Origin of the sequence: Tritonibacter multivorans, from assembly GCF_001458415.1 — a bacterium.
GTDB classification, from domain to species: Bacteria; Pseudomonadota; Alphaproteobacteria; order Rhodobacterales; family Rhodobacteraceae; genus Epibacterium; species Epibacterium multivorans.
On the sequence record NZ_CYSD01000020.1, the window covers coordinates 88,006 to 109,340 of the forward strand.

Below are 21,335 nucleotides of genomic sequence, written 5' to 3' on the forward strand. Positions count from 1 at the left end.
TTATGGTCAGACCGATCCCCAAGGGATACCGCAAGAGCATCAGCACCGACTTCAGCCTCGCGCTGATGGCGGTGATCGCCACGCTGCTGATCGGCTTTGCAGTGGTTGCGGGGATTCTGGCGGTGGGCAAGGCAGAGCGGCGCTTGCAGGCCTCGCTGGCCTCTTACCAGGCGCTGGCCGGATCGGCGCTGGCCTCTTCGGTCTGGAATTTTGACACCCGCACCGTGCAGGGCTTTGTCGCGGCCCTGTTGCTCGACGAAGAGGTGGTGCTGGCCAGGGTGTCATCCGAAGGCAGCGTGCTGGCACAAGGGGGGCAAGACGCCTTGTTGGCGCGGCCGCTGGACGCGGTCTTGGCAGATACCAGCCTGCTGAGCGGCGGTCTGGATCTGGTGCACGAGGGCGAAACCATTGGCCGCTTTACCATCGTGCTGAGCCGGGCAGGTATCCGCGAGAGCGCCTGGGCGCAGATCTGGCAGATTGCCACCGTCACCGTGTTGATCCTGATGGCCATCGCGGTGGTGTCCTTCATGGTGGCGGGGCATTTCGTGGCAAAACCCCTGCGGCGGTTGCAGGCGCTTGCGGCGCGGATCGCCGAGGGCAAACTTGACCGTCCGGTCGCGGCCTATCGCGATGACGAACTGGGCGCGTTGTCCGGCAGTCTGGAACGCATGCGCCGGTCTCTCAAGACGGTTCTGAATGACCTGCGCCATGCCAATGATGATCTGGCCGAAGCCAATCGCACATTGGAGGCCCGTGTCGAGGCGCGCACCGAAGAGCTGACGCAGGCCAATTCAGAACTGCAGGACGCCAATCGCATGATTGTGGACAGCATCCGCTATGCCAGCCGCATTCAAGACGCGGTCTTGCCCAGTCCCGAGGTGTTGGGCCGGGCCGTCGACAGCTATTTTCTGATGTGGGAACCCCGCGATCTGGTCGGTGGGGATTTTGTCTGGTTCCACAATGGCACGACGCAGGATGTGATCATTGTGGGGGATTGCACCGGGCACGGCGTGCCGGGAGCCTTTATGACGCTGATCGCGGGCACGCTTCTGGACCGGATGTTCACCGCGCAACCGGACAGCGGCCCGGCAGAGGTTCTTGGAACCCTGAACTCTGGGTTGAAGCGCATCCTCAGTCAGGAAGAACCCACCTCCACGCCGCTGGCCACGGATATGACCGATGATGGCATGGACGCCGCCGTTTGCATGGTGGACCGGGCCGCGGGGCGGATGCGCTATGCGGGGGCACGCCTGTCGCTCTGGCGGTCCTGTGACGGCGAAATTGACGAGATCAAAGGCGATAAACTGGGGCTTGGCTACCGCCGCTCACCGATGGAGGCCCGCTTTACCGAACACGAGCTGTCTCTGGACCGGGCGCAGGCGTTTTACCTTGCCACGGATGGGATCATTGATCAGGTCGGCGGCGCGCGGTCGCTGTCGTTCGGGCGCAAGCGGTTCCGGCGTGCGCTGGCCGCGCAGCACAACCGCGACATGGCCGCTCAGGGCGCGCATCTGCAGCAGATTTTCAAAGACTATCAGGGCGGCCAGATCCGCCGCGATGACGTGACGGTACTGGGGTTTTCGACAGCGGGAGCAGCGATGTGACAGACAATATGGGAATAGACGCAAAAGAGCTTTACCAGCTGCGCAGCTATCTGCGGGACCGGGGCATCCTGTTTGCCTATAGCGGCTATGTGACGGAAACCGTGCTCAGCGGTGTTGGCGAAGCGCTGCGCCAGAAACTGGCCCTAGAGGCCACGGACACAAAGACGGTGCGCAGTGTGTTCGCCATATTTGTGGAGCAGATGCAGAACATCATCCGCTATTCGGCCGAGACAGAGCACAAGGACGCAGGCAACGCGCGCGAGCTGCGCTATGGCGTGCTGACGGTGGCGCAGACCGGCGAGCGTTACGCGGTGCACGCAGGCAATGTCATCCATCGCGCCGATCAGCCACGGCTGGAAACCCGGCTGGCGGCTCTGGTGGCGATGGACCGCGATGCGTTGAAAAGCGCGTACAAAACCCAGCTGAAGGCCGGGCCCGAACCGGACAGCAAAGGCGCCAGTGTCGGGCTCATTGAAATCGCGCGCCGCGCCTCTGCCCCGTTGGGATATGGGTTCACGGCGGTGGATGAAGATCATGTGTTTTTTGCAATCGAGGCGCGGATATGAGTACGAACCCTTTAAACCTGCCCGCATTTCAGATCGCCGCCACGGATCGGTCCCCACATGTGGATTTCGATTTCGACGCAGGCCGCCTGCGGATGCGCGGGGAATCCTACCCGGAGGATGTGACCAGTTTTTACCGCCCCGTCCTAGACGCCTTGGACAAGTATTTTGGCGCGCTGGGCACAGGAGACTGCCGGTTCGAACTGTCGCTGATCTATTTCAACAGCGCCTCGGCCAAGGTGATCATGTTCCTGATGGAAATGCTGGATGCGGCTGCCGCCAAAGGCGCAGCTGTGGACCTGTTTTGGTACTATGACCCCGAAGACGACACCATGCAGGAGCTTGGGGAAGAATTCGGCGAAGATCTGGAGCACGCGCGTTTTCACCTGGAGGCCATGGTGCGCGATGCAGAGTAAGGAACTGTTTGCCCGTGAAGAGGCCGTTATCACCGCTGCCCGCAACCGGCTGGCCGAACCCTTTGCCTCCGAGGAGGCACAGGCGCAGTTTGCTCAGCTGCTGGCGGATTATGAGAAGCTGTTGAAAATCACCTGGCGGTTCATGCGTCTGTCGGACCGCAATGAACGGGAAATGGCCGCTGCCAATGACCGCGCCCACCGCAGCAGCGCGGAGCTGCGGCAGAAAAATCAGGAACTTGAGTCCATTTCTGCAAAGCTGTCGAAATATCTGTCCCCGCAGGTCTATGCCTCGATTTTCTCGGGCAAGCAGCGGGTGGAGTTGGCCAGCCAACGCAAGAAGCTCACGGTGTTCTTCTCGGACATTCACGGGTTCACGCAGATCACCGATCAGATGGAATCCGAGGACCTGACCGAGCTGATCAACCACTACCTGACCGAGATGGCCGAGGTCGCGCTGGAACATGGGGCGACGATCGACAAATACATGGGCGATGCGGTTATGGCGTTCTTTGGCGACCCCGAAAGCCGCGGCCTGCAAGAGGACGCCTGTGCCTGCGTGCGCATGGCGCTGGCGATGCAGGAACGGCTGTCGAAACTCTCTGAGGTCTGGCGCAATCAGGGGATCGACCAGCCGCTGACCTGCCGGATTGGCATCCACACCGGCTATTGTACGGTGGGCAATTTCGGCAGCGCAGAGCGGATGGATTACACCATTGTCGGCGGCAATGTGAACCTTGCCTCGCGGCTGGAAAAAGACGCCCCGCCGGGGGGCGTGCTGATATCGCATGACACCTTTGCCCTGGTGCGCGACGAAATCCCCTGCGAACATCGCGGCCCGATCCGCCCGCGTGGGCTGGCCTATCCGGTTGAAACCTATCTCGCGCTTAGCCCACGCGACGCGGCCGCACGGGGTGATGGGAAGCTGTCGCTGCAACTGGCCCATCTTGCGCTGGATGCGGATCTGAACGCCATGACACCACAGGAACGCAGCGAGGCCCGCCTCGCCTTGGGGCGGGTGCTGGATCAGTTCGGCTGACGCTCGGGGTCATGTTCCTTTGGTCACGGTTTCCATAATCCGCGCCGTTGCCATGCTGCACTGGGTTGGAAAAGACCTGTCGTTTTTGAAAAGGAAAGGGGCATCGGCGACCCCTCGGGGAGGCACGCAACGGTGCAGGTCCAGACCGTGACAATCTGGAGTGTGGGCTCAAGAAAGCAGCCAAATCAGAGCGCAAAGTGTTGGAACCACACGCGGAACACCAGAAGTTCCACCCGGCTTCAGGAGCAGCATGTATGGCGGCGCTGTATCAGGAAATCATTATGTCCCCAGCCCAAGATGACGGCGTGCCTGTTGAGGTCAAAGCCCGTCTCAGTGTGCTTGTTCTGGGTGTGCTTACACAGCGTTTTTCAAACCGCTCCGAAGATGTCGGGGTTTGGTGGTAGCGGAGGAGGGACTTGAACCCCCGACACGCGGATTATGATTCCGCTGCTCTAACCAACTGAGCTACTCCGCCGCTCGCTGTGTGAGGGGCGTTCTAAGGAATGTGGCCGGGGGGGTCAAGCGGGAAATTTGATATTTCTGCCTTTTGGTTGATTTTTTTCTTGGATCGCCATTATTCGTTTAAAATCATGGGGTAAGCGGGCGTCGGGACGCGCTTTTGGTGGTTGGGAAAAGGAAAAGCCGCCCCAAGGGGCGGCTTTGCTCGTTTCTGGTGGCTCCGAGGGCTGAGCCTTAGATTTGAACCGGGGGCACCATGCCGATGATGTCATAGGTCTGGCGCAGGATCGGTGCGGTGATCGCACGCGCGCGTTCGGCACCACGGGCGAGGATCTTGTCGATCTCGTCCTGATGTTCCATCAGCCGGGCCATTTCCGTGGTGATCGGCGACATTTTGGCGACTGCCAACTCTGCCAGCATCGGTTTGAATTCCGAGAACTGCTTGCCGCCCACGTCAGCCAGAACCTCTTCGACGGACTGGTTGTTCAGCGCGGCAAAGATGTTCACTAGGTTTTTGGCCTCGGCGCGGTCGGACAGACCTGCGACCTCGGACGGCAGCGCGTCGGGGTCGGTTTTGGCCTTGCGGATCTTCTTGGCAATGGTGTCAGCATCATCGGTCAGATTAATGCGCGAGGCATCAGAGACGTCTGATTTGGACATTTTCTTGGAGCCATCACGCAAGCTCATCACGCGGGTGCCAGCCCCTTCGATCACCGGTTCGGTGATGGGGAAGAAATCGACGCCATAGTCGTGGTTGAACTTGGTGGCAATGTCGCGGGTCAGCTCGAGGTGCTGTTTCTGATCTTCGCCCACAGGCACATGGGTGGCGTGGTAAACCAGAATGTCTGCCGCCATCAGCGCCGGATAGGCAAAGAGACCAAGCGACGCGTTCTGGGCGTTCTTGCCTGCCTTGTCCTTGAACTGGGTCATGCGCTGCATCCAGCCCATACGGGCGACACAGTTAAACACCCAGGCCAGCTGCGCGTGTTCGGGCACCTGGCTCTGATTGATCAGGATCGAGTTTTCAGGGTCGAGACCGGCGGCGATAAAGCCCGCGCAGAGTTCGCGCGTGGATTTCTGCAGGTCTGCGGGGTCCTGCCAGACGGTGATCGCGTGCAGGTCGACCATGCAATAGATCGTCTCGGCGTCGCGGGCTTGCCAGTCCACAAAGCGCTTCAGTGCACCAAGATAGTTGCCGAGGTGCAGGTTGCCCGTCGGCTGGATGCCCGAGAAGACACGCGGGGTGAAGCTGGTTTCGCTCATGGTCGGAAACTCCCGTCTGGAATTAATCACCCATGTCGCTTACCCATGAGCCAAAGCATCGTCAACAGATGCGCGCACAATGGTAGCAGTCTAGAGCGAGGGAACCCCCATGAGCAGCCCCGAAAGCAGTCAACCGCAGATGCCTTTCAATACGCTGCCGCCCGTCGTGGTGGCGATGTGCCTGCTGATTATGGGAATCGAGATTGCCTTTAACCTTGGCGCGCGGGGTATTCTGGGGGGCGCACAGGGCGTTGGCTGGCGGCTGAGCGCGTTGCAGCAGTTTGCCTTTGCCCCGCAGCAGCTGTGGTGGATGATCGAGACATGGCAGTTTCCCTTTGATCTGGCGAAACGCCCTTTGACCTATGCCTTTGTGCAGGGGAATTTCACCCAAGCCATCTTTGTCTGCGTGTTCCTTCTGGCGATGGGCAAGATGGTGTGTGAGGCCATGGGCGAGGTCGCAATGCTGTTGATCTTTGTGGCCTCGGCCATTGGGGGGGCGCTGGTCTATGGCTTTGTGGTCAGTGGTGAGACCCCGCTGATTGGGGGCTTTCCGGCGGTTTATGGGCTGATCGGCGGGTTCACCCATATCCTGTGGCGCAAGCTGGGGCAGGTCGGCGCGCAGCAGTCGCGGGCGTTTTCGATGATCGCCTTCCTGATGGGGTTCCAGCTGCTGTTTGGGCTGTTGTTTGGCGGAAATTACGATTGGATCGCGGATCTGGCGGGCTTTGCCACCGGGTTCCTGTTGTCGTTTTTTGTGGCGCCGGGGGGCTGGCGGCGCATCCGCGATCGGATGCGCCACGAGTAAGTGCTTAGGCGCCGCGGCGCAGGGCGGATTTGAACTCTGCCAGGCGGAAGGCCCCCAGCAGACGGCCAGCGGCGAAATAGACAGCTGCCCCAAACAGGATCAGCGCCAGCAGCGCGAGGTAGCGCCAGTAGGGCAGGCCAAAGGCCGGAGCCGCAAGCTGCCAGACCACCAGCAGGGCTGCGCCCATCACAAGGCTTGCGGCTGATATGCGCAAGGCGCGCGTGTGGAACCGGGCGTCGAACTGTGCGGCCGGGCCCATGCTGCGGGTGCCCCACCAGAGGCAGCCCACCATCACCCAGCCCGCAGCACTGGCGGCAATGGCCGGGGAAATCCAGCCAAAGACCGGCAGCAATCCAATGGCAAGGCTCGCGTTTACCACCATGGCGACAAGGGCAAAACGGAAGGGGCTGCGGGTGTCTTCGCGGGCGAAGTACAGCGGTTGCAGAACCTTCTGCAGCACAAAGGCGGGCAGCCCTGCGCCATAAATGGCCACAGCAAGCGCGATGGCGGCTGTGTCCTCAGGGCCGGTCGCGCCGCGTTCGTACATAACCGATACCAACGGCACGGGGATGGCAAGGAAAGCAATGGCCGAAGGAACGGTGAGCAGCAGGGAGAACTCTCCCGCGCGCGACAGAGCTGCTTGCGCGCCACTGTCATCCCCCGCCCGCAGGCGGCGGGACAGATCCGGCAGCAGCACGATCCCAACGGCAATGCCCACAACGCCCAAGGGCAGCTGATACAGGCGATCTGCAATGAACAGCCAGCTGACCGCGTTTTCGTATCCCGAGGCCGCCAGCTGGCCGACCACCAGGTTCACCTGTGTCACCCCCATGGCAAGCCCGGCGGGCAGGGCCACGGCCAGCATGTGCCGCATCTCTGGGGTCCAGCGGGGGAGGCCAAGGCGCAGGCGGATACCTGCCTTGGCGGCAGCGACCCAGACAAGCGCCAGTTGCGCGACGCCGGCCACCGGTATCACCCAGACCAGCCATTGCACGACCTCACCGCCCAATATGGCGGCAAGGCCCATGGTGAGGCAGGCAAAGATATTCAGCAGCACCGGCGCGGCGGCGGCGGCGGCAAACCGTCCTGTGGCGTTCAGAATGCCGGAAAACAGCGCCGCCAATGACATGCACAGGATGTAGGGAAACATCACGCGGCCAAAGTCGACAGTCACGTCAAACCGCGCATCCCCGACAAAACCACCCGCCGTGGCCCAGACCAGCGCGGGCATAAAGATCATCCCCAGCGCAGTCAGGCCCAGCACCGCAGTGGCCAGCAGGTTCAGCGCGTCCTGGGCAAAGCCCTGCGGGTTGTCATCCCCTTCGAGCCGTTTGGAAAACATCGGCACAAAGGCCGCGTTAAATGCCCCTTCGGCAAAGAACCGGCGAAACAGATTGGGCAGACGGAAGGCCGCAACAAAGGCATCCAGCACCGGGCCGGGGCCGATCAGCGCGGCAATCAGGATCTCGCGGGCAAAGCCAAGGATCCGGCTTGCCAGCGTCCAGAACCCCACCGTCATGAAGCCCGACAACAATTTGATCGGCTTCATGTGTCCGCGCGCTCCGCGCCGTCTTTGATTGCCTTGCGCAACTTCGTCTCGAGAGATTTCTGTTTGGATTCAGAGTGATACTTTAGTCCAAACATGTCTTTGACATAGAAGGCATCAACCACCTGTTCGCCATAGGTCGCAATCACCGCATTTGCCACATAGACATTATTGGCCGCAAAGGTGCGCGCCAGATCATGCAACAGGCCGGGACGGTCGCGGGTGTCGACCTCGATAATGGTGTAGATATCGGATCCTTCGTTATCAAAGGTGATATGGGTCGGCACGCGGAAGGCGCGTTCGCGTTTCTTGATCTTGTCCTTGGATTTAAACGCCTCGCGGGCAATGACCTTGCCCTGCAGCGTTTTCAGGATCATGTCGCGCAGGCGCGGCAGACGGGCGGCCTCGAATGGGTGGCCCTCGGCGTCCTGAATCCAGAACGTATCCGTCACATAGCCGTCTTTGGTGGTGTAGGATCGCGCATCGACCACATTCGCCCCCACCAGCGCCAGTGCACCGACGATCCGGGCAAAGATACCGGGGTGGTCGGTGGTGGCAAAGCAGATGCGGGTGGCATCGCGCACCTCGTCGGGGTGCAGATTCAGCTGCACCTCGGAGGGGTCTTTCGCCTTATCAAGATCACGCAGCATCTGCGCAAATTCCACATGCGCGGTCACATGCAGACCCTGCCAGTAAGGCGGGTAGTGACGCGCCTTTTCCCGCTTGAGATCGGCCTTGGGCCAGTCGGGCAGGGCCTGGGCCAGGTTGGCTTTGGCCTGCGTGCCGCGGTGGGCGCGGGTCAGGCTTTCCATGCCGTTTTCCAACGCTTCGCGGGTCTGCGAATGGAGCGCCCGCAGCAGCGCTGCTTTCCAGTTGTTCCATGTGGTCGGGCCAACGCCGCGAATGTCACAGACGGTCAGCAACAACAGCAGGTCCAGCCGTTCCACCGTGCCCACAGCCTTGGCAAAGTCGCGCACGGTTCGCGGGTCAGCAATATCGCGTTTCTGTGCGGTATCGGACATCAGCAGGTGGTAGCGCACCAGCCATTCGATGGTTTCAACCTCTTGCTTCTTAAAGCCAAGGCGCGGCGCCACCTTGCGGGCGATCTGCGCGCCAAGGATCGAATGATCCTGCGGACGGCCTTTGCCGATGTCATGCAGCAGCATGGCGATCATCAGGACATTGCGGTTGACGCCCTTCTTGATCAGCGAGGACGACAGCGGCAGCTCGTCCTCCAGCTCCCCTTTCTCAATCGCCGAGAAGTTGGAGATCACCTGAATCGTGTGCTCGTCCACTGTGTAGGAGTGATACATATTGAACTGCATCATCGCCACAATGGTCTCAAACTCTGGGATAAAGGCCGCAAGCAGGCCAAGTTCGTTCATCCGGCGCAGGGCGCGTTCCGGGTTGCCGTGTTTCAGCAGCAGGTCCAGGAAAATGCGTCGCGCTTCGCGGTCTTTGCGTACCTCATCATTGATCAGATGCAGGTTTGCCCGCACCAGCCGCATGGCGTCCGGGTGGATCAGCATGCCGGTGCGCAGGGCTTCTTCAAACAGACGCAGCAGGTTCAGCGGGTCGGCCACAAAGGCCTGCGGGTCGAGAACCCCAAGGCGGTTGTGGGTGACCTCATAGCCGGCCTTCACCCGAGGGCGGCGGCGAAAGATGCGCTCCAGCAGCGGTTCGTTTTTGCGCTGTTCGTCTTCCAGTTTGGTCAGCAGGATGCGGGTCACATCGCCAACTTCGGTGGCGTGGATGAAATAATCCTGCATAAAGACTTCGACGGCGCGGCGCCCGGCCTTGTCCTCATAGCCCATGCGTTCGGCCACCTGGACCTGCATGTCAAAGGTCAGCTGTTCCGTGGCGCGATTGGCGGCCAGATGCAGATGCGCGCGGGTGGCCCAGAGGAAGTTTTCGGCCTTGGCAAAGAAATCAAATTCTTCGGGTTTGAACACCCCCAGCGGCACCAGCTCTGCGACATCGCGGACCTGATAGATGTATTTCGCGATCCAGAACAACGATTGCAGATCGCGCAGACCGCCTTTGCCTTCTTTGACGTTCGGCTCCACCACATAGCGTTCGCCTTGTTTCAGGTGCCGCGAATCCCGTTCTGCCAGTTTGGCGTCGACAAATTCCTTTGCATCCTTCGAGAACAGATCGGCCTGCAGCCGGTCCGCCAGCTGTTCGGCAAGGGGGGCGTGGCCGACCAGAAACCGGTGCTCCAGCATGGCGGTTCGGATGGTGTAGTCTTCGGCGCCCAGTCGCACACAGTCCTTGATGGTGCGGCTGGAATGGCCGACCTTCAGACGCAGATCCCAGAGGATATAGAGCGTGCTTTCAATCACGCTCTCTGCCCAGGCGGTGATCTTGTAGGGTGTCAGAAACAGCAGGTCGACATCGGAAAACGGTGCCATTTCGCCCCGGCCATAGCCGCCAACGGCAATCACCGCAATGCGTTCGCTCTTGGTCGGCGTGGCCAGCGGATGCAGGATCTCGGATGCGGCCATGACGGCGCATTCCACCAGGCAATCGGTCAGATAAGTATAGGATCGCGTCAGCCGCCGCGCTGCAAAGGGCGAGGTCGCAAAGCTGTCTGCGATGGCCGCACGGCCCGCCTTATTGGCGTCGCGCAGCAAGGCAACCACCTTGCTGCGAAAGTCCGGGCCTGCGTTTTCCGCGCCAAAGGCGCGAATCTGGGCAAGCAGGCCATCACGGTCAAAAATCTGATCTGGCGGACAGATCAAAGTTCCCAGATCGGTCGGGCGTGACGGTTGAGAGGCGGGGGCCGGTTCAGAAACCGGCGCCACCGAAGGATTGGGGTGCTGGGTCAAGGACGATGACCTTCTGTTCTTGGATCGTTGCAATAGCGAGCCCGCGTTCATTGGTCCCATCAGGGCGCAGGCGGAAGACGCCGCTTGCGCCACGGAACCCTGCGGACTGGGTCAGGGCGGCAGAGGTCAGCGCGTCGGATTGCCCGGCTGCGACCAGCGCGCCAATGGCGGCAATCCCGTCATAGGCCAGACCGCCAATCGCGTGCGGCGCGGTGCCATATGTGGCCTGATAGCGGCTGCGGAACTGTGCGGTGGTGCCCGGATCCGGCAAGGCAAACCAGCCGCCCTGAACCCCCGGAAGCGCAAGGGTCTGGGCGGGGATGTCCCAACGGGTCAGGCCCATGTACTGCACATCTGCCGGGCGCACGCCTGCTTCGGGCAGCAGCTGCGTCAGCAGCGGCAGGGCGCCAGCGGAATTGGCGGTCAGGACCACGCCCTCTGCACCAGAGCGGCGCACCGCATCCGAAATCGACGGGATCGCATTGATCACACCCTGCTGCGACAGGTCATAGCTGATGCTGCCCGCGATATTGGAACCTGCACCTACAGCGGCCTGTTGAATGGCATCGCGGCCAACCGCGCCGGCTGCATTGTTGTCGGACACCACAACAAGGTCATCTTTGCCCTGTCGTTTGGCATAGGTCACAATGCGGTTCGCTGTGTTCGAGAACGTCGGGCCCAGAACAAACACATTGCCACCGGCAATAGAGCTGTTGTTGGAGAAGGCCAGAACATTCACATTGCGCTTTGACGCCTCAAGACCTGCGGCATTGGCAGCTTCGGCATAAACCGGACCAAGAATAATGCGCGCGCCTTCGGTGATTGCCTGCGCAGCAGCAGAGGTCGCGCGGGCCGGGTCGCCTGCGGTGTCATAAACCCGCAGGTCGATTTGCACGCCATCCAGATCCGCGATCGCAAGGCGGGCTGCGTTTTCAAGGCTTTGCGCCAGAACGGCATCGCCATGCTGCGCCGATCCACGCGGCACCAGCAGCGCCACAGGCACCGGTTTGCTGGTGTTGATCGACGGGCCGCTGTTGGTGCCAAGGGTGACGGGATCACAGGCGGCGAGGACCACAGCCGCCGCGACAGCAGAGGCGGACAATGCGAATTTGTGACCCAGTTTCCGGGCCTGATTGAAAACGGCAAACATAAAGCGCATAAACTCCCTAGTTCCGGGCTGGTGTAACAGACGGTCCTGAAAGATGCGTTGATGCGCAGCCTGGCCGTTCTGACCCGTTTCGGTTCAGCGCGATCATAGACGACCAAAGGGATGAATCCAGCTTGAATCACAAACTCCTAAGCCTAACGCCGGGGCTCTACTTTGTTGCCACACCCATTGGCACCGCACGCGACATTACCCTGCGCGCGCTGGACGTGTTGGCCTCTGCCGATGTGATCGCAGCTGAAGACACGCGCTCTATGCGTAAGTTATTGGAAATACACGGCGTTCCGCTGGGCGAGCGGTCTGTGATTGCCTATCACGATCACTCTGGCGAAGGCACGCAAGGGCGGCTTTTGCAGGCGCTCGCGGATGGGAAATCCGTGGCCTATGCCTCCGAGGCCGGTATGCCGCTTATTGCCGATCCGGGCTATGAGCTGTCGCGCGCGGCGGCGGAAGCGGGCCATCAGGTGACCTGCGCGCCGGGGCCGTCGGCGGTATTGACGGCCCTCACGCTGGGCGGGTTGGCCACGGATGCGTTCTTTTTTGCCGGATTCTTACCCAATGCATCTGGTGCGCGCCGCAAACGGCTGGAGGATCTGGCCGCGGTGCCGGGGACGCTGATTTTCTACGAAAGCCCCAAACGCATTGCCGCCTCGCTTGCGGATATGGCCGCCGTGCTGGGCGATCGTCCCGCCGCCATGTGCCGCGAGTTGACCAAAAAATTCGAAGAGGTCCGACGCGCACCCCTGTCTGAATTGGCCACGCAACTGGAAGAGGCAGGCGTCAAAGGCGAGATCGTGGTGCTGGTGGATCGCCAGCGCGAGGTCAAAGTGACCGAGGCCGATCTGGAAAGCGATCTGCGCGCCGCGCTCAAGGACAATTCCATCAAAGACGCCGCCGCGATTGTGTCAGAAAGCCACGGGATGCCGCGCCGCAAGGTCTATCAGATGGCCCTGCAGATCGCGAAAGAGGACTGATCCATGGCGGATGCGCGCAAAGTGACGGGACTGCGTGCGCATCTGGCGGGCCAAGCGGCGGAAGACGCCGTGTTGCGTGCGTATGAGGCGCAGGGCTACAGCCGCGCCGCCAGCCGCTGGCGCAGCCCTGCGGGCGAGATTGATCTGATCCTGCGCAAGGGTGAAATGGTGGTCTTTGTGGAGGTCAAGCAGGCCCGCAGCCATGGCCGGGCAGCAACGTCCTTGTCCGCACGCCAAGCAGAGCGGATCCTTACCGCCGCCGCCCTGTTTCTGGACGGCGAACCCAAAGGGCAGCTGACCGAGACCCGCCTTGATCTCGCGCTTGTGAACGGCGAAGGCGCGGTCGAGATCGTGGAAAATGCTTTTGCAGCCTTCTGATCGGTGCGGACCCCATTGAACCAAGGGGCAGCTTTCGCCATGTAGGTCAGCGAACAAGAGGGAACTTGCCATGAAAATCGCCTTCCAGATGGACCCGATCATGGGCGTTGATATCAACGCCGACAGCTCTTTCCGCCTTGCGGAAGAGGCGCAGAAACGCGGTCATTCGCTGTTTTACTACAGCCCCGACCAGCTGGCCTACGAGGAGGGGCGGATTACCGCGCGCGGTCATGATATGACTGTGCAGCGCGTGGCGGGCGAGCCTGCGGTTCTGGGCGCGCTGCGGTCGGTGGATCTGGCCGAGTTCGACGTGATCTGGCTGCGGCAGGACCCGCCGTTTGACATGCATTATATCACTTCGACCCACCTGCTGGACCGTCTGAAGGATGATGTTCTGGTGGTGAATGACCCGTTCTGGGTGCGCAACTACCCGGAAAAGCTGCTGGTGCTTGATTTCCCCGAGCTGACGCCGCCGACCGCGATTGCACGGGATCTGGACGTGATCAAAGCGTTCAAGGAAAAGCATGGCGATGTGATCCTGAAGCCGCTGTACGGCAATGGCGGTGCGGGTGTCTTCAAACTGGACGCCAATGATCGCAATCTGACCTCGCTGCACGAGCTGTTCACCGGCTTCAGCCGCGAGCCGCTGATTGTGCAGAAGTTCCTGCCGGACGTCAGCAATGGCGACAAGCGCGTGATCCTTGTCGATGGCGAGCCGGTTGGCGCGATCAACCGTGTCCCTGCGGCGGGCGAGACCCGCTCGAACATGCATGTGGGTGGTCGCCCCGAGAAAATCGGCCTCACCGACCGCGATCTTGAGATCTGCGCTGCCATTGGGCCGCTGCTGCGCGAAAAGGGCCAGATCTTTGTCGGCATCGACGTGATTGGCGACTACCTGACGGAAATTAATGTGACGTCTCCCACCGGGATTCAGGAACTGGAGCGCTTTGATCAGGTGAATATCGCAGAGAAAGTCTGGGAAGCGATCGAAGCCAAGCTCTAGGTGCCGGTGTTTCGCCTGCTTGCGCAGGCGACGGAGGGGCTCCCGCAGCCGCGCATGCCTTGCCTGCGGCAAGACCCACTGGCGGCTTTTGGGCATGGCAGCCCGCCAAAGGGCGGGCTGCGGTTGCATCCAGACGTCTTTGTGCCGCGATACAGAAAAGGTCGGCGCTGCCTTTTCCGGAACGTTTCCCTCGGACGCAACCGCAGCGCACCGCAGGTGCGCTGCGTGGCCCAACGGGAGGCGCTGCCTTTGGCAGCGGCGACGGGCGGGAGCGCGTGCGATGCCTGCACCGCGGGATTGGCCTAGAGCTGCAGGCGGAAATGCAGGGCCTCCAGAATATGGTCGCGATTGACATGTTCGTCCCCATCCAGATCGGCAATCGTCCGAGAAACCCGCAACACGCGGTGATAGCCGCGCGCGGTGAGGTTGAATTTGTCGGCGGCCTTCAAAAGGGTCTCTCGGCCGGCGTCATTGGGGCGAGCGACGTGTTCCAGCAGTTGCCCTTCAGCATCTGAATTGAGCCGTGCGGTGGGGTGGTCCAGGTATCGCTCTGCTTGGATGCTGCGGGCCGCCGCAACGCGGGCGGCCACCACAGCCGAGCTTTCGCCGGGGGTCAGGTCGTCCAACTCGCGCAAAGACAGGGCGGGCACATGGACCCGCAGATCGAAACGATCCATCAATGGGCCTGAAATACGCCCCATATAATCCGCCCCGCACTGTGGCGCGCGCGCGCAGGCGCGCTGGGCGTCGCCCATGTAGCCGCATTTGCAGGGGTTAGCTGCCGCCACCAGCATAAAGCGGCAGGGGTAGGTCACATGGGCATTGGCGCGGGCCACCATGACTTCGCCGGTTTCGACCGGCTGACGCAGGGTTTCCAACACGGGGCGGGCAAATTCTGGCAGTTCATCCAGAAACAACACGCCGTTGTGGGCCAGGCTGATTTCGCCGGGATGCGCGCGGCGTCCGCCGCCCACAACCGCCGCCATTGAGGCCGTGTGATGCGGCGACCGATAGGGGCGGATCCGGTCAATTCCGCCATCTTCTATCATGCCATGGATCGATTGGATCATCGCGGTTTCCAGCGCTTCGCGCGGGTCGAGCGGTGGCAGGATCGACGGCATGCGCGCCGCCAGCATGGATTTTCCGGATCCCGGCGGCCCGGTCATCAGCAAATGATGCCGCCCGGCAGCGGCGATTTCGAGCGCGCGTTTGGGAATTTCTTGTCCTTTGACGTCTGCCAGATCCTGCAGGCCAAGGTCTGATTGCACCTCACCGGGGCGGGCGGCTTCGATCACGGTTTGTCCGATAAAGTGGCGGATGACCTCGGTCAGGGTGTTTGCGCCAATCACGCGCGTGCCATCGACCCAGGCCGCTTCGGCACTGGAGGCCTGCGGGCACAGCAGCGCCCGGTTCTGTTCTGCGGCGGTCAGGGCGGCAGGCAGGGCCCCGGCCACGGGCATCAAACGCCCATCAAGGGACAATTCCCCAAGGACCAGGGTTTCCTGTGCAGCCTCGGGGGGCAGGATTTCCAGCGCGCTGAGCAGGGCAAAGGCAAGCGCGAGGTCAAAATGGCTGCCCTCTTTGGGCAGGTCGGCAGGCGAGAGGTTGATGGTGATGCGTTTGGCGGGCAGGGCGATGGACATTTCCGCAAGCGACGCGCGCACGCGGTCACGCGCTTCGCTCACTGCTTTGTCGGGCAGGCCCACGATGGAAAACGCAGGCAGGCCGGGGGCGAGAGCGCATTGTACCTCGACCGGTTTGGCTTCGATCCCAAGAAAGGCGACTGTTTGTACTTTGGCTATGGCCACATTGCGCCCCCGTTGCCCGCCATGATGCCGGTGCCCTGTTTCAGACAAGGCTCCGGCACTCATGGTTAGCGGGGGGTTAATGCGCCCGTAAGTTCTGCGCGAATTCGCCTCAAAGCTGCCAGTCGCGCCGGTCCAGTGGCAGGGCGTAAGGCTCTGGCGCATAGGTCACTTTGCGGGCTTCTTCCTGCCAGGCAAGCACAGCCGGGTCGGACAGAAGAAGGCGGCAATAGGCGCGTGTCTCGGAACTCACCGGCAGGTCATAGCCCCAGATGCGGGCCGCAACCGGGGTGTAGAACACATCCGCAAGGCTGTAGTCGCCAAAAAGATAGCCATCTTTTGCGCCGCTCATCTGGCGGGCATGAGCAAACAGGGTCTCGATCCGTGCAAGGTCTTTGCGCACGGCCTCGGAAGGGTCAAACCCCTGCCAGATATGGCTCAGCTGCATGGGGCAGTCGCCGCGCAGCGCGCCAAAGCCGCAAGCCATTTCCGACACCAGCCAACGGGCCGTTGCGCGCTGGGCGGCGGCCGCAGGCCAGAGCCCTGCACCGGGGTTTTCTTCGGCCAGCGTTTCCGCCATCGCAAGGCTTTCGCCTATGACGGTGCCAGCAGGTGTGACCAAAGTTGGCACCAGACGCGCTGGCGCCAAATGCGCCAGATCTTGCGCCATCGTGCCGGAATAGAGCCCCACAAGCTTGACTTTATGAGGGATTTTGAATTTCTCTAACATCAGCCATCCGCGCAGGGACCAGCTGGAATAGAGGCGATCGCCGATATACAATGTGTAAGCCATACACAGAGCCTAGCGGGGAAGCTTTAATCACTAAAGAGAATATTTTTGAACGAACTCATCACGGATTGTGATTGATTTCGGTCAGCCCCCATCCTTCAGGGCCATGGTGAATGCGGCTGAGTGACAGGTTGTCGATCTTTTGGCCAAAGGCCTCTGTTGTTGTCATGCCGCCGGCGCGTTCGATCTGGCATAGGATCTGACCAAAATGCCCTACAACAATCACGTCGCGACCTGCATGAGCTTGCGCCAGATGGTCCATCTGCGCATTGACGCGCGCGGAGAGCATGTTCCAGCTCTCCCCACCGGGCGCTGCATTGTCGCCGGGCTCTTCCCAAAACGCCCGAATGCGGTCGGGATCTTCGGCATCAATGTCTTTCCAGCGGCGCAATTCCCAATCGCCAAAGTGCATTTCGCGCAGGGCCTGCGTATGCGGCAGGCGGGGGCGGTCGCCCTGAATGGCGTCGGCGGTGGCCACAGCCCGGATCAGGTCGGACGAAATCACCACCGCCTCGCGGGGCAGGGCGGCCTCGAGCCGTGCGATGGCGGCGATGTCGCTGAGGTCGGCTGGCAGGTCTGACCAGCCCACCATGGATTTGGCGTGGGTAGGTCCGTGGCGGATCAGGTGAAACCGGGTGATCATAGGGAACCTTTCAGCACATTCGGCAGGCCTGCAACCACCTGCACCACGCGATCTGCGCGGGCGGCCAAGGTGATGTTCAAACGCCCCTGTGCCTCGCGGAACCGACGGGCGAGCGCGTTTTCAGGTACAATGCCCATGCCGGTTTCATTGGACACCACGATGATCTCTGCCGAGCAGGCTGCAAAAGCCGCCATCAGCTGATCCGTGGCCGCCGTCAGATCGTTTTCCGCCAGAAGATGGTTCGTCAGCCACATGGTCGCACAGTCCATCAGCAGGATGTCCCCCGCGTCAATACCAACAAGGGCGGCTGCGGCGTCCTGCGGTTCCTCCACGGTGGTCCAGTCCGCCCCGCGTTGCGCCAGATGCAGCCGGACTTTTTCAGCCATTTCGGCGTCAAAAACCTGCGACGTGGCCCAATAGTGGCGGGGTTTTCCGCTTTGAAACACCAGATTCTCTGCAAAAGCCGACTTGCCAGAGGCCGCGCCGCCCAGAACCAGGGTTATCTTCGGCTCCATCTCAATGTCCTCCGCATGTGGCCTAAGGTGTTGATTACAGGCTGCTTGCCCACTTGAACAGGGGGAGTACGCCAAATGGATCAGGCCCTCTCACCCGTTTTTGACTTGCCAGACCCAGTGGTCAGACGTTCCAATGGATGTACGGGCCGGAGGGAAGACACGTGTAGGTTATTGTGATCCATCCTCTCGCCGCCACCGTAATCGGGGTGTATCTGACCGAGGAGGGACTATCCAATGCCACTGGATGAAACCACCAAGAATCCACTGCCAAAACGCGCCATGCAGGCCGAACTGCTGGATGCAGAGACTGAACTCGCGCTGGCTTATGCCTGGCGCGATGAACGGGACGAAGCTGCGCTGCATCGTCTGGTGACGGCTTATATGCGGCTGGCGATTTCCATGGCCTCGAAGTTTCGCCGCTATGGCGCGCCGATGAGCGATCTGATCCAGGAAGCAGGCCTCGGCCTGATGAAAGCAGCGGACAAGTTTGACCCCGACCGCGGTGTGCGCTTTTCGACCTATGCGGTGTGGTGGATCAAGGCCTCGATCCAGGATTACGTCATGCGCAACTGGTCGATGGTGCGCACCGGGTCGACCTCTTCCCAGAAGTCGCTGTTTTTCAATATGCGCCGGATCCAAGCCCAGCTGGAACGCGAAGCCCAAAGTGATGGGGTCGAGATGAGCCGCCCCGAGCTTCAGGCGAAAATCGCCAAAGAGGCCGGCGTGCCGCTGCGCGATGTGGAGATGATGGAGGGGCGGCTTGCGGGATCTGACTTTTCGTTGAATGCGGTGCAATCCGCAGATGAAGACGGCCGCGAATGGATTGATGCGCTGGAAGACGAAGGCCAGCAGGCGGCCGAGCTTGTGGCAGATGATCTGGACCGTCAGCAGCTGCGCGAATGGCTGCTGGCCGCGCTGAAAGGGTTGAATGAACGCGAGCGTTTTATTGTCCGGGAACGGAAACTGCGCCCAGAGCCGCGGACTCTGGAAAGCCTTGGCAATGAGCTGGGCCTGTCCAAGGAACGTGTGCGCCAGCTGGAGGCAGGCGCTTTTGTCAAAATGCGCAAACGGCTGGAAAGCCAGTCCGGCGAAGTGCAGATGTTCCTGAACTGACCCCGTGATTTGCTCAGGCCTGCTGCAAGGTGGTCCGGGCAATCGACAACAGGCGTTTTGCGCCAGATTCCAGCTGCGTGCTGGCACTGTGGCTGAAGCCAATCTGGTATTGGCCCAACTCAAATTCGGTGTCCAGCACGCAGATACCCGCATCCCGCGCGAATTCTGCCAGCAACGAACTGCCGTACATCAAATGTCGCCCCTGCTGCAGCACGTCAAGTGCAGGTGAGAGCAGATCCACCTCTAGTGCGATCTGCGGTGGGTTCAGCATAGCAAGGCGAAACAGCCGGTCCAAATCCCGCATCTGATGGCGGTCCGGGGCAAAGGACACAAACGGATGCGCTGCCAGATCCGATGCAGAGGCAGGTGTTTCCAACCCCATCAGTGGATGATCCGGCGCACATAGGATCGAACGGCGGGCCCGGTGGATCGGCTGGGTGATCAACGCGCCGGACGCATTTGCCGGGATGCCGTGAATGCACAGATCCACGCTGCGGTTGGACAGCACCTCTTCGATGGTTTCAAACGGCACCGTTTTCACGGTCACCTGATAGCCCGGCATGGCTGCATCAAAGGCAGGCAGAATGCGCGGCAGCACGGCGTGCGCAAAGACCGCACCAGCGCCAATCCGCAGTTCGTTTCGCGCGATGCCCGCTGTTTTGCGTGCGTCTTCCAGGCCGTGCTCCAGCTCCAGCAAAATTCGCGAAGCATGTTTCAGAAAGCTCTGGCCTGCTGCCGTCAGATCGGTGCCCCGGCTGTGCCGGTCCAGCAACGGTGCGCCGATGATCGCCTCTAGCTTTTTGATATTGCGCGACAGGGCAGGCTGCGTCAGCCCCAGATGCCGCGCCGCCCGTGCCATGCCGCCCGCGTTGTGGATCTCTACGAACTGGCGCAGGGTGGTCAGATTTGGATAGCTCTCTTGGGTCATGGGTGCATATAACCATCTGGCATAGCTTTGCGCAATTTTTAGCAGTTCAGGAACCACAAAGCTGCATCTAGGCTTCAACTTCATGCCGGGCTTGGCCCGGCGACGGCCTGACGTGGAGATCGGGTCGCAAGGGAGGAAAAACATGCAGATGAAGACACTGACCACCCCGGCGGTGGCTCTGACCCTGTCGGCACTGGCGCAGACCGCCACCGCCGATGAGATCGATTTCCTGTGCTACCAGGACGGCACCGAATGCGATGTGATCGCGGAACTGAGCGCGCGGTTCACGGAGGAGACCGGCCATGTGGTGAACACCAATATCGTGAGCTACGAGGTCATCCGGGATCAGCTGCTGAAGCAACTGCAGGCCGGTGATACGGTGCCAGATCTGGCGCGTGTGACCGACCTTGGCGGCATGGCACCCTATTTCCTTGATATCGCACCCTATGTGGACAGCGCTTATTACGAGGCGAATTTTGCTGCCACCCTGCCGTGGATGCGCCCCGCAGGCGACACGGCCGGTATCTATGGCTGGCCGGGCATGGGGGCCACGGGGCCCTTTGTGAACCTGACCATGTTTGAAGATGCAGGCGTGGATGTGCCCGAAGCAGGCGCGACATGGGATGACTGGGTCACAGCCCTGACCGAGGTGAAGGACACGCTGGGGCTGGACGCGGCCTTTGCATTGGACCGCACCGCGCATCGCTGGGCGGGGCCGGCGTTTTCCTTTGGCGCTAAGTTCATGGATGACACGGGCGAGCCGATCCTTGTGGACGACGGCTTCCGCACCATTGCAGAACTGTTCATTGACTGGCACAAGTCGGGCTTCATGCCGGTCGAGGGCTGGCCTGCGGGGGCGGGTACCAGCTTCCGCAATGCAGCGCCCTTGTTCCTGAACGGTCAGGTGGCGATGCATTTTGGCGGCTCCTGGCTGATCAATTCCTACGACAGCAATATCACCGACTTTGACTGGAAAGCCGTGCCGGTGCCCTGTGGCGAAGGCGGCTGTGGTGCCATGGTCGGCGGCCCGGCTGTTGCGGGGTTCAAATCCACCGATCACCCCGAAGCCGTGGCCAAGTTCATCGACTTCATGGCGCGCGAAGACATTGGCGCGGAATACCACGCCAAGACCCAGTCGATCCCGGCGCATGCGGGTCTGCAACAGACAGGGATTGAGTATCAGGGGGCTTCGGCCCGTGTGGCAGATGCGCTGAATGTCTTTGCCGACAATGCGCTGAAGGCGGCAACCACCACCCCGCAGGCCTTTGCCTTCCAGGGCTATCCCAAGAACTTTGTCATCTATGGCGTGGTGCCCGATTACCTGACCAAGGCGATCAATGGCGAAGTGTCGCTGGACGAGGCGCTCGCTGCAATTGATGCCGATGTAAAAGCCAAGATCGCGGAATAATCGCTTTCCTCCCCAAGTGGCCTTTTGGGGCCGCTGGGCGCGCCGCACCGGCCAAGACGTGATGCAGGCCGGAGCGGTAAGAAACAGAAGCGG

At 61.3% G+C, this 21,335-nt stretch carries 20 protein-coding genes and 1 tRNA gene; 11 read left to right on the forward strand and 10 right to left on the reverse strand.

What is annotated here, in order from left to right; genetic code table 11:
* Nucleotides 1-2 precede the first annotated feature (2 nt).
* The 5 genes from TRM7557_RS07190 (at nucleotide 3) to TRM7557_RS20005 (ending at nucleotide 4,023) form a co-directional block, all read left to right on the forward strand.
* Nucleotides 3-1,604 (forward strand): SpoIIE family protein phosphatase, encoded by a 1,602-nt coding sequence (locus TRM7557_RS07190; protein ID WP_058289539.1) that lies wholly within the window; start codon nucleotides 3-5, stop codon nucleotides 1,602-1,604.
* On the forward strand, nucleotides 1,601-2,170 hold the full coding sequence (locus TRM7557_RS07195; RefSeq protein ID WP_207382633.1) for a SiaB family protein kinase: 570 nt from the start codon (nucleotides 1,601-1,603) through the stop codon (nucleotides 2,168-2,170). Before TRM7557_RS07190 ends, TRM7557_RS07195 begins: the two co-directional genes overlap by 4 nt.
* Nucleotides 2,167-2,583: a DUF1987 domain-containing protein gene (locus TRM7557_RS07200; RefSeq protein WP_058289540.1), complete on the forward strand. Its 417-nt coding sequence runs from the start codon at nucleotides 2,167-2,169 to the stop codon at nucleotides 2,581-2,583. Before TRM7557_RS07195 ends, TRM7557_RS07200 begins: the two co-directional genes overlap by 4 nt.
* A complete protein-coding gene (locus tag TRM7557_RS07205) occupies nucleotides 2,573-3,619 on the forward strand; it encodes an adenylate/guanylate cyclase domain-containing protein (RefSeq protein ID WP_058289541.1) in 1,047 nt (348 codons plus the stop codon). The genes TRM7557_RS07200 and TRM7557_RS07205 overlap by 11 nt, the downstream gene beginning before the upstream one ends.
* 254 nt (nucleotides 3,620-3,873) lie before the next feature.
* Nucleotides 3,874-4,023: a hypothetical protein gene (locus TRM7557_RS20005; protein WP_165592425.1), complete on the forward strand. Its 150-nt coding sequence runs from the start codon at nucleotides 3,874-3,876 to the stop codon at nucleotides 4,021-4,023.
* Here TRM7557_RS20005 and TRM7557_RS07210 read toward each other — a convergent pair.
* Together TRM7557_RS07210 and trpS are read right to left on the reverse strand one after the other, a co-directional pair.
* Nucleotides 4,018-4,094, reverse strand: a tRNA-Met gene (locus TRM7557_RS07210). The genes TRM7557_RS20005 and TRM7557_RS07210 overlap by 6 nt on opposite strands.
* A gap of 218 nt (nucleotides 4,095-4,312) precedes the next feature.
* A complete protein-coding gene (gene trpS / locus TRM7557_RS07215) occupies nucleotides 4,313-5,341 on the reverse strand; it encodes a tryptophan--tRNA ligase (RefSeq protein ID WP_058289542.1) in 1,029 nt (342 codons plus the stop codon).
* A 109-nt stretch (nucleotides 5,342-5,450) separates the two neighbouring features.
* Here trpS and TRM7557_RS07220 point away from each other — a divergent pair, with 109 nt between their 5' ends.
* On the forward strand, nucleotides 5,451-6,146 hold the full coding sequence (locus tag TRM7557_RS07220) for a rhomboid family intramembrane serine protease (RefSeq protein ID WP_058289543.1): 696 nt from the start codon (nucleotides 5,451-5,453) through the stop codon (nucleotides 6,144-6,146).
* A gap of 4 nt (nucleotides 6,147-6,150) precedes the next feature.
* On the opposite strand, the gene murJ is transcribed toward TRM7557_RS07220, so the two are convergent.
* Genes murJ through TRM7557_RS07235 form a run of 3 tightly spaced genes read right to left on the reverse strand, consistent with a single transcriptional unit; the run spans nucleotide 6,151 to nucleotide 11,670 of the window.
* Nucleotides 6,151-7,695 (reverse strand): murein biosynthesis integral membrane protein MurJ, encoded by a 1,545-nt coding sequence (gene murJ, locus TRM7557_RS07225; protein WP_058289544.1) that lies wholly within the window; start codon nucleotides 7,693-7,695, stop codon nucleotides 6,151-6,153.
* Nucleotides 7,692-10,520 (reverse strand): [protein-PII] uridylyltransferase, encoded by a 2,829-nt coding sequence (locus TRM7557_RS07230; RefSeq protein WP_207382634.1) that lies wholly within the window; start codon nucleotides 10,518-10,520, stop codon nucleotides 7,692-7,694. The genes murJ and TRM7557_RS07230 overlap by 4 nt, the downstream gene beginning before the upstream one ends.
* Nucleotides 10,480-11,670, reverse strand: a complete 1,191-nt coding sequence (locus tag TRM7557_RS07235) for a penicillin-binding protein activator (RefSeq protein WP_058289576.1) — start codon at nucleotides 11,668-11,670, stop codon at nucleotides 10,480-10,482. Before TRM7557_RS07235 ends, TRM7557_RS07230 begins: the two co-directional genes overlap by 41 nt.
* A gap of 131 nt (nucleotides 11,671-11,801) precedes the next feature.
* Here TRM7557_RS07235 and rsmI point away from each other — a divergent pair, with 131 nt between their 5' ends.
* From rsmI to gshB, 3 genes are all read left to right on the forward strand, one after another.
* Nucleotides 11,802-12,659 (forward strand): 16S rRNA (cytidine(1402)-2'-O)-methyltransferase, encoded by an 858-nt coding sequence (gene rsmI, locus TRM7557_RS07240; RefSeq protein WP_058289545.1) that lies wholly within the window; start codon nucleotides 11,802-11,804, stop codon nucleotides 12,657-12,659.
* A gap of 3 nt (nucleotides 12,660-12,662) precedes the next feature.
* Nucleotides 12,663-13,037, forward strand: a complete 375-nt coding sequence (locus TRM7557_RS07245) for a YraN family protein (RefSeq protein WP_207382635.1) — start codon at nucleotides 12,663-12,665, stop codon at nucleotides 13,035-13,037.
* A gap of 70 nt (nucleotides 13,038-13,107) precedes the next feature.
* Nucleotides 13,108-14,040, forward strand: a complete 933-nt coding sequence (gshB, locus tag TRM7557_RS07250) for a glutathione synthase (RefSeq protein WP_058289546.1) — start codon at nucleotides 13,108-13,110, stop codon at nucleotides 14,038-14,040.
* Nucleotides 14,041-14,342: 302 nt separating this feature from the next.
* On the opposite strand, the gene TRM7557_RS07260 is transcribed toward gshB, so the two are convergent.
* The 4 genes from TRM7557_RS07260 to cobU form a co-directional block, all read right to left on the reverse strand.
* Nucleotides 14,343-15,848 (reverse strand): YifB family Mg chelatase-like AAA ATPase, encoded by a 1,506-nt coding sequence (locus tag TRM7557_RS07260; RefSeq protein WP_235811424.1) that lies wholly within the window; start codon nucleotides 15,846-15,848, stop codon nucleotides 14,343-14,345.
* Nucleotides 15,849-15,957: 109 nt separating this feature from the next.
* Nucleotides 15,958-16,638 (reverse strand): glutathione S-transferase, encoded by a 681-nt coding sequence (locus TRM7557_RS07265; RefSeq protein WP_058289548.1) that lies wholly within the window; start codon nucleotides 16,636-16,638, stop codon nucleotides 15,958-15,960.
* A 58-nt stretch (nucleotides 16,639-16,696) separates the two neighbouring features.
* A complete protein-coding gene (locus tag TRM7557_RS07270) occupies nucleotides 16,697-17,278 on the reverse strand; it encodes a histidine phosphatase family protein (protein ID WP_058289549.1) in 582 nt (193 codons plus the stop codon).
* Nucleotides 17,275-17,793 (reverse strand): bifunctional adenosylcobinamide kinase/adenosylcobinamide-phosphate guanylyltransferase, encoded by a 519-nt coding sequence (gene cobU / locus TRM7557_RS07275; protein ID WP_058289550.1) that lies wholly within the window; start codon nucleotides 17,791-17,793, stop codon nucleotides 17,275-17,277. Before cobU ends, TRM7557_RS07270 begins: the two co-directional genes overlap by 4 nt.
* 234 nt (nucleotides 17,794-18,027) lie before the next feature.
* Between cobU and TRM7557_RS07280 the strand changes: the two genes are divergently transcribed.
* On the forward strand, nucleotides 18,028-18,906 hold the full coding sequence (locus TRM7557_RS07280; protein ID WP_058289551.1) for an RNA polymerase factor sigma-32: 879 nt from the start codon (nucleotides 18,028-18,030) through the stop codon (nucleotides 18,904-18,906).
* Between the two features lie 13 nt (nucleotides 18,907-18,919).
* Here the strand turns inward: TRM7557_RS07280 and TRM7557_RS07285 are convergent, their stop codons facing one another.
* Nucleotides 18,920-19,834: a LysR family transcriptional regulator gene (locus TRM7557_RS07285; RefSeq protein ID WP_058289552.1), complete on the reverse strand. Its 915-nt coding sequence runs from the start codon at nucleotides 19,832-19,834 to the stop codon at nucleotides 18,920-18,922.
* A 142-nt stretch (nucleotides 19,835-19,976) separates the two neighbouring features.
* Here TRM7557_RS07285 and TRM7557_RS07290 point away from each other — a divergent pair, with 142 nt between their 5' ends.
* Nucleotides 19,977-21,242 (forward strand): ABC transporter substrate-binding protein, encoded by a 1,266-nt coding sequence (locus tag TRM7557_RS07290; RefSeq protein WP_207382636.1) that lies wholly within the window; start codon nucleotides 19,977-19,979, stop codon nucleotides 21,240-21,242.
* Nucleotides 21,243-21,335: the final 93 nt, after the last annotated feature.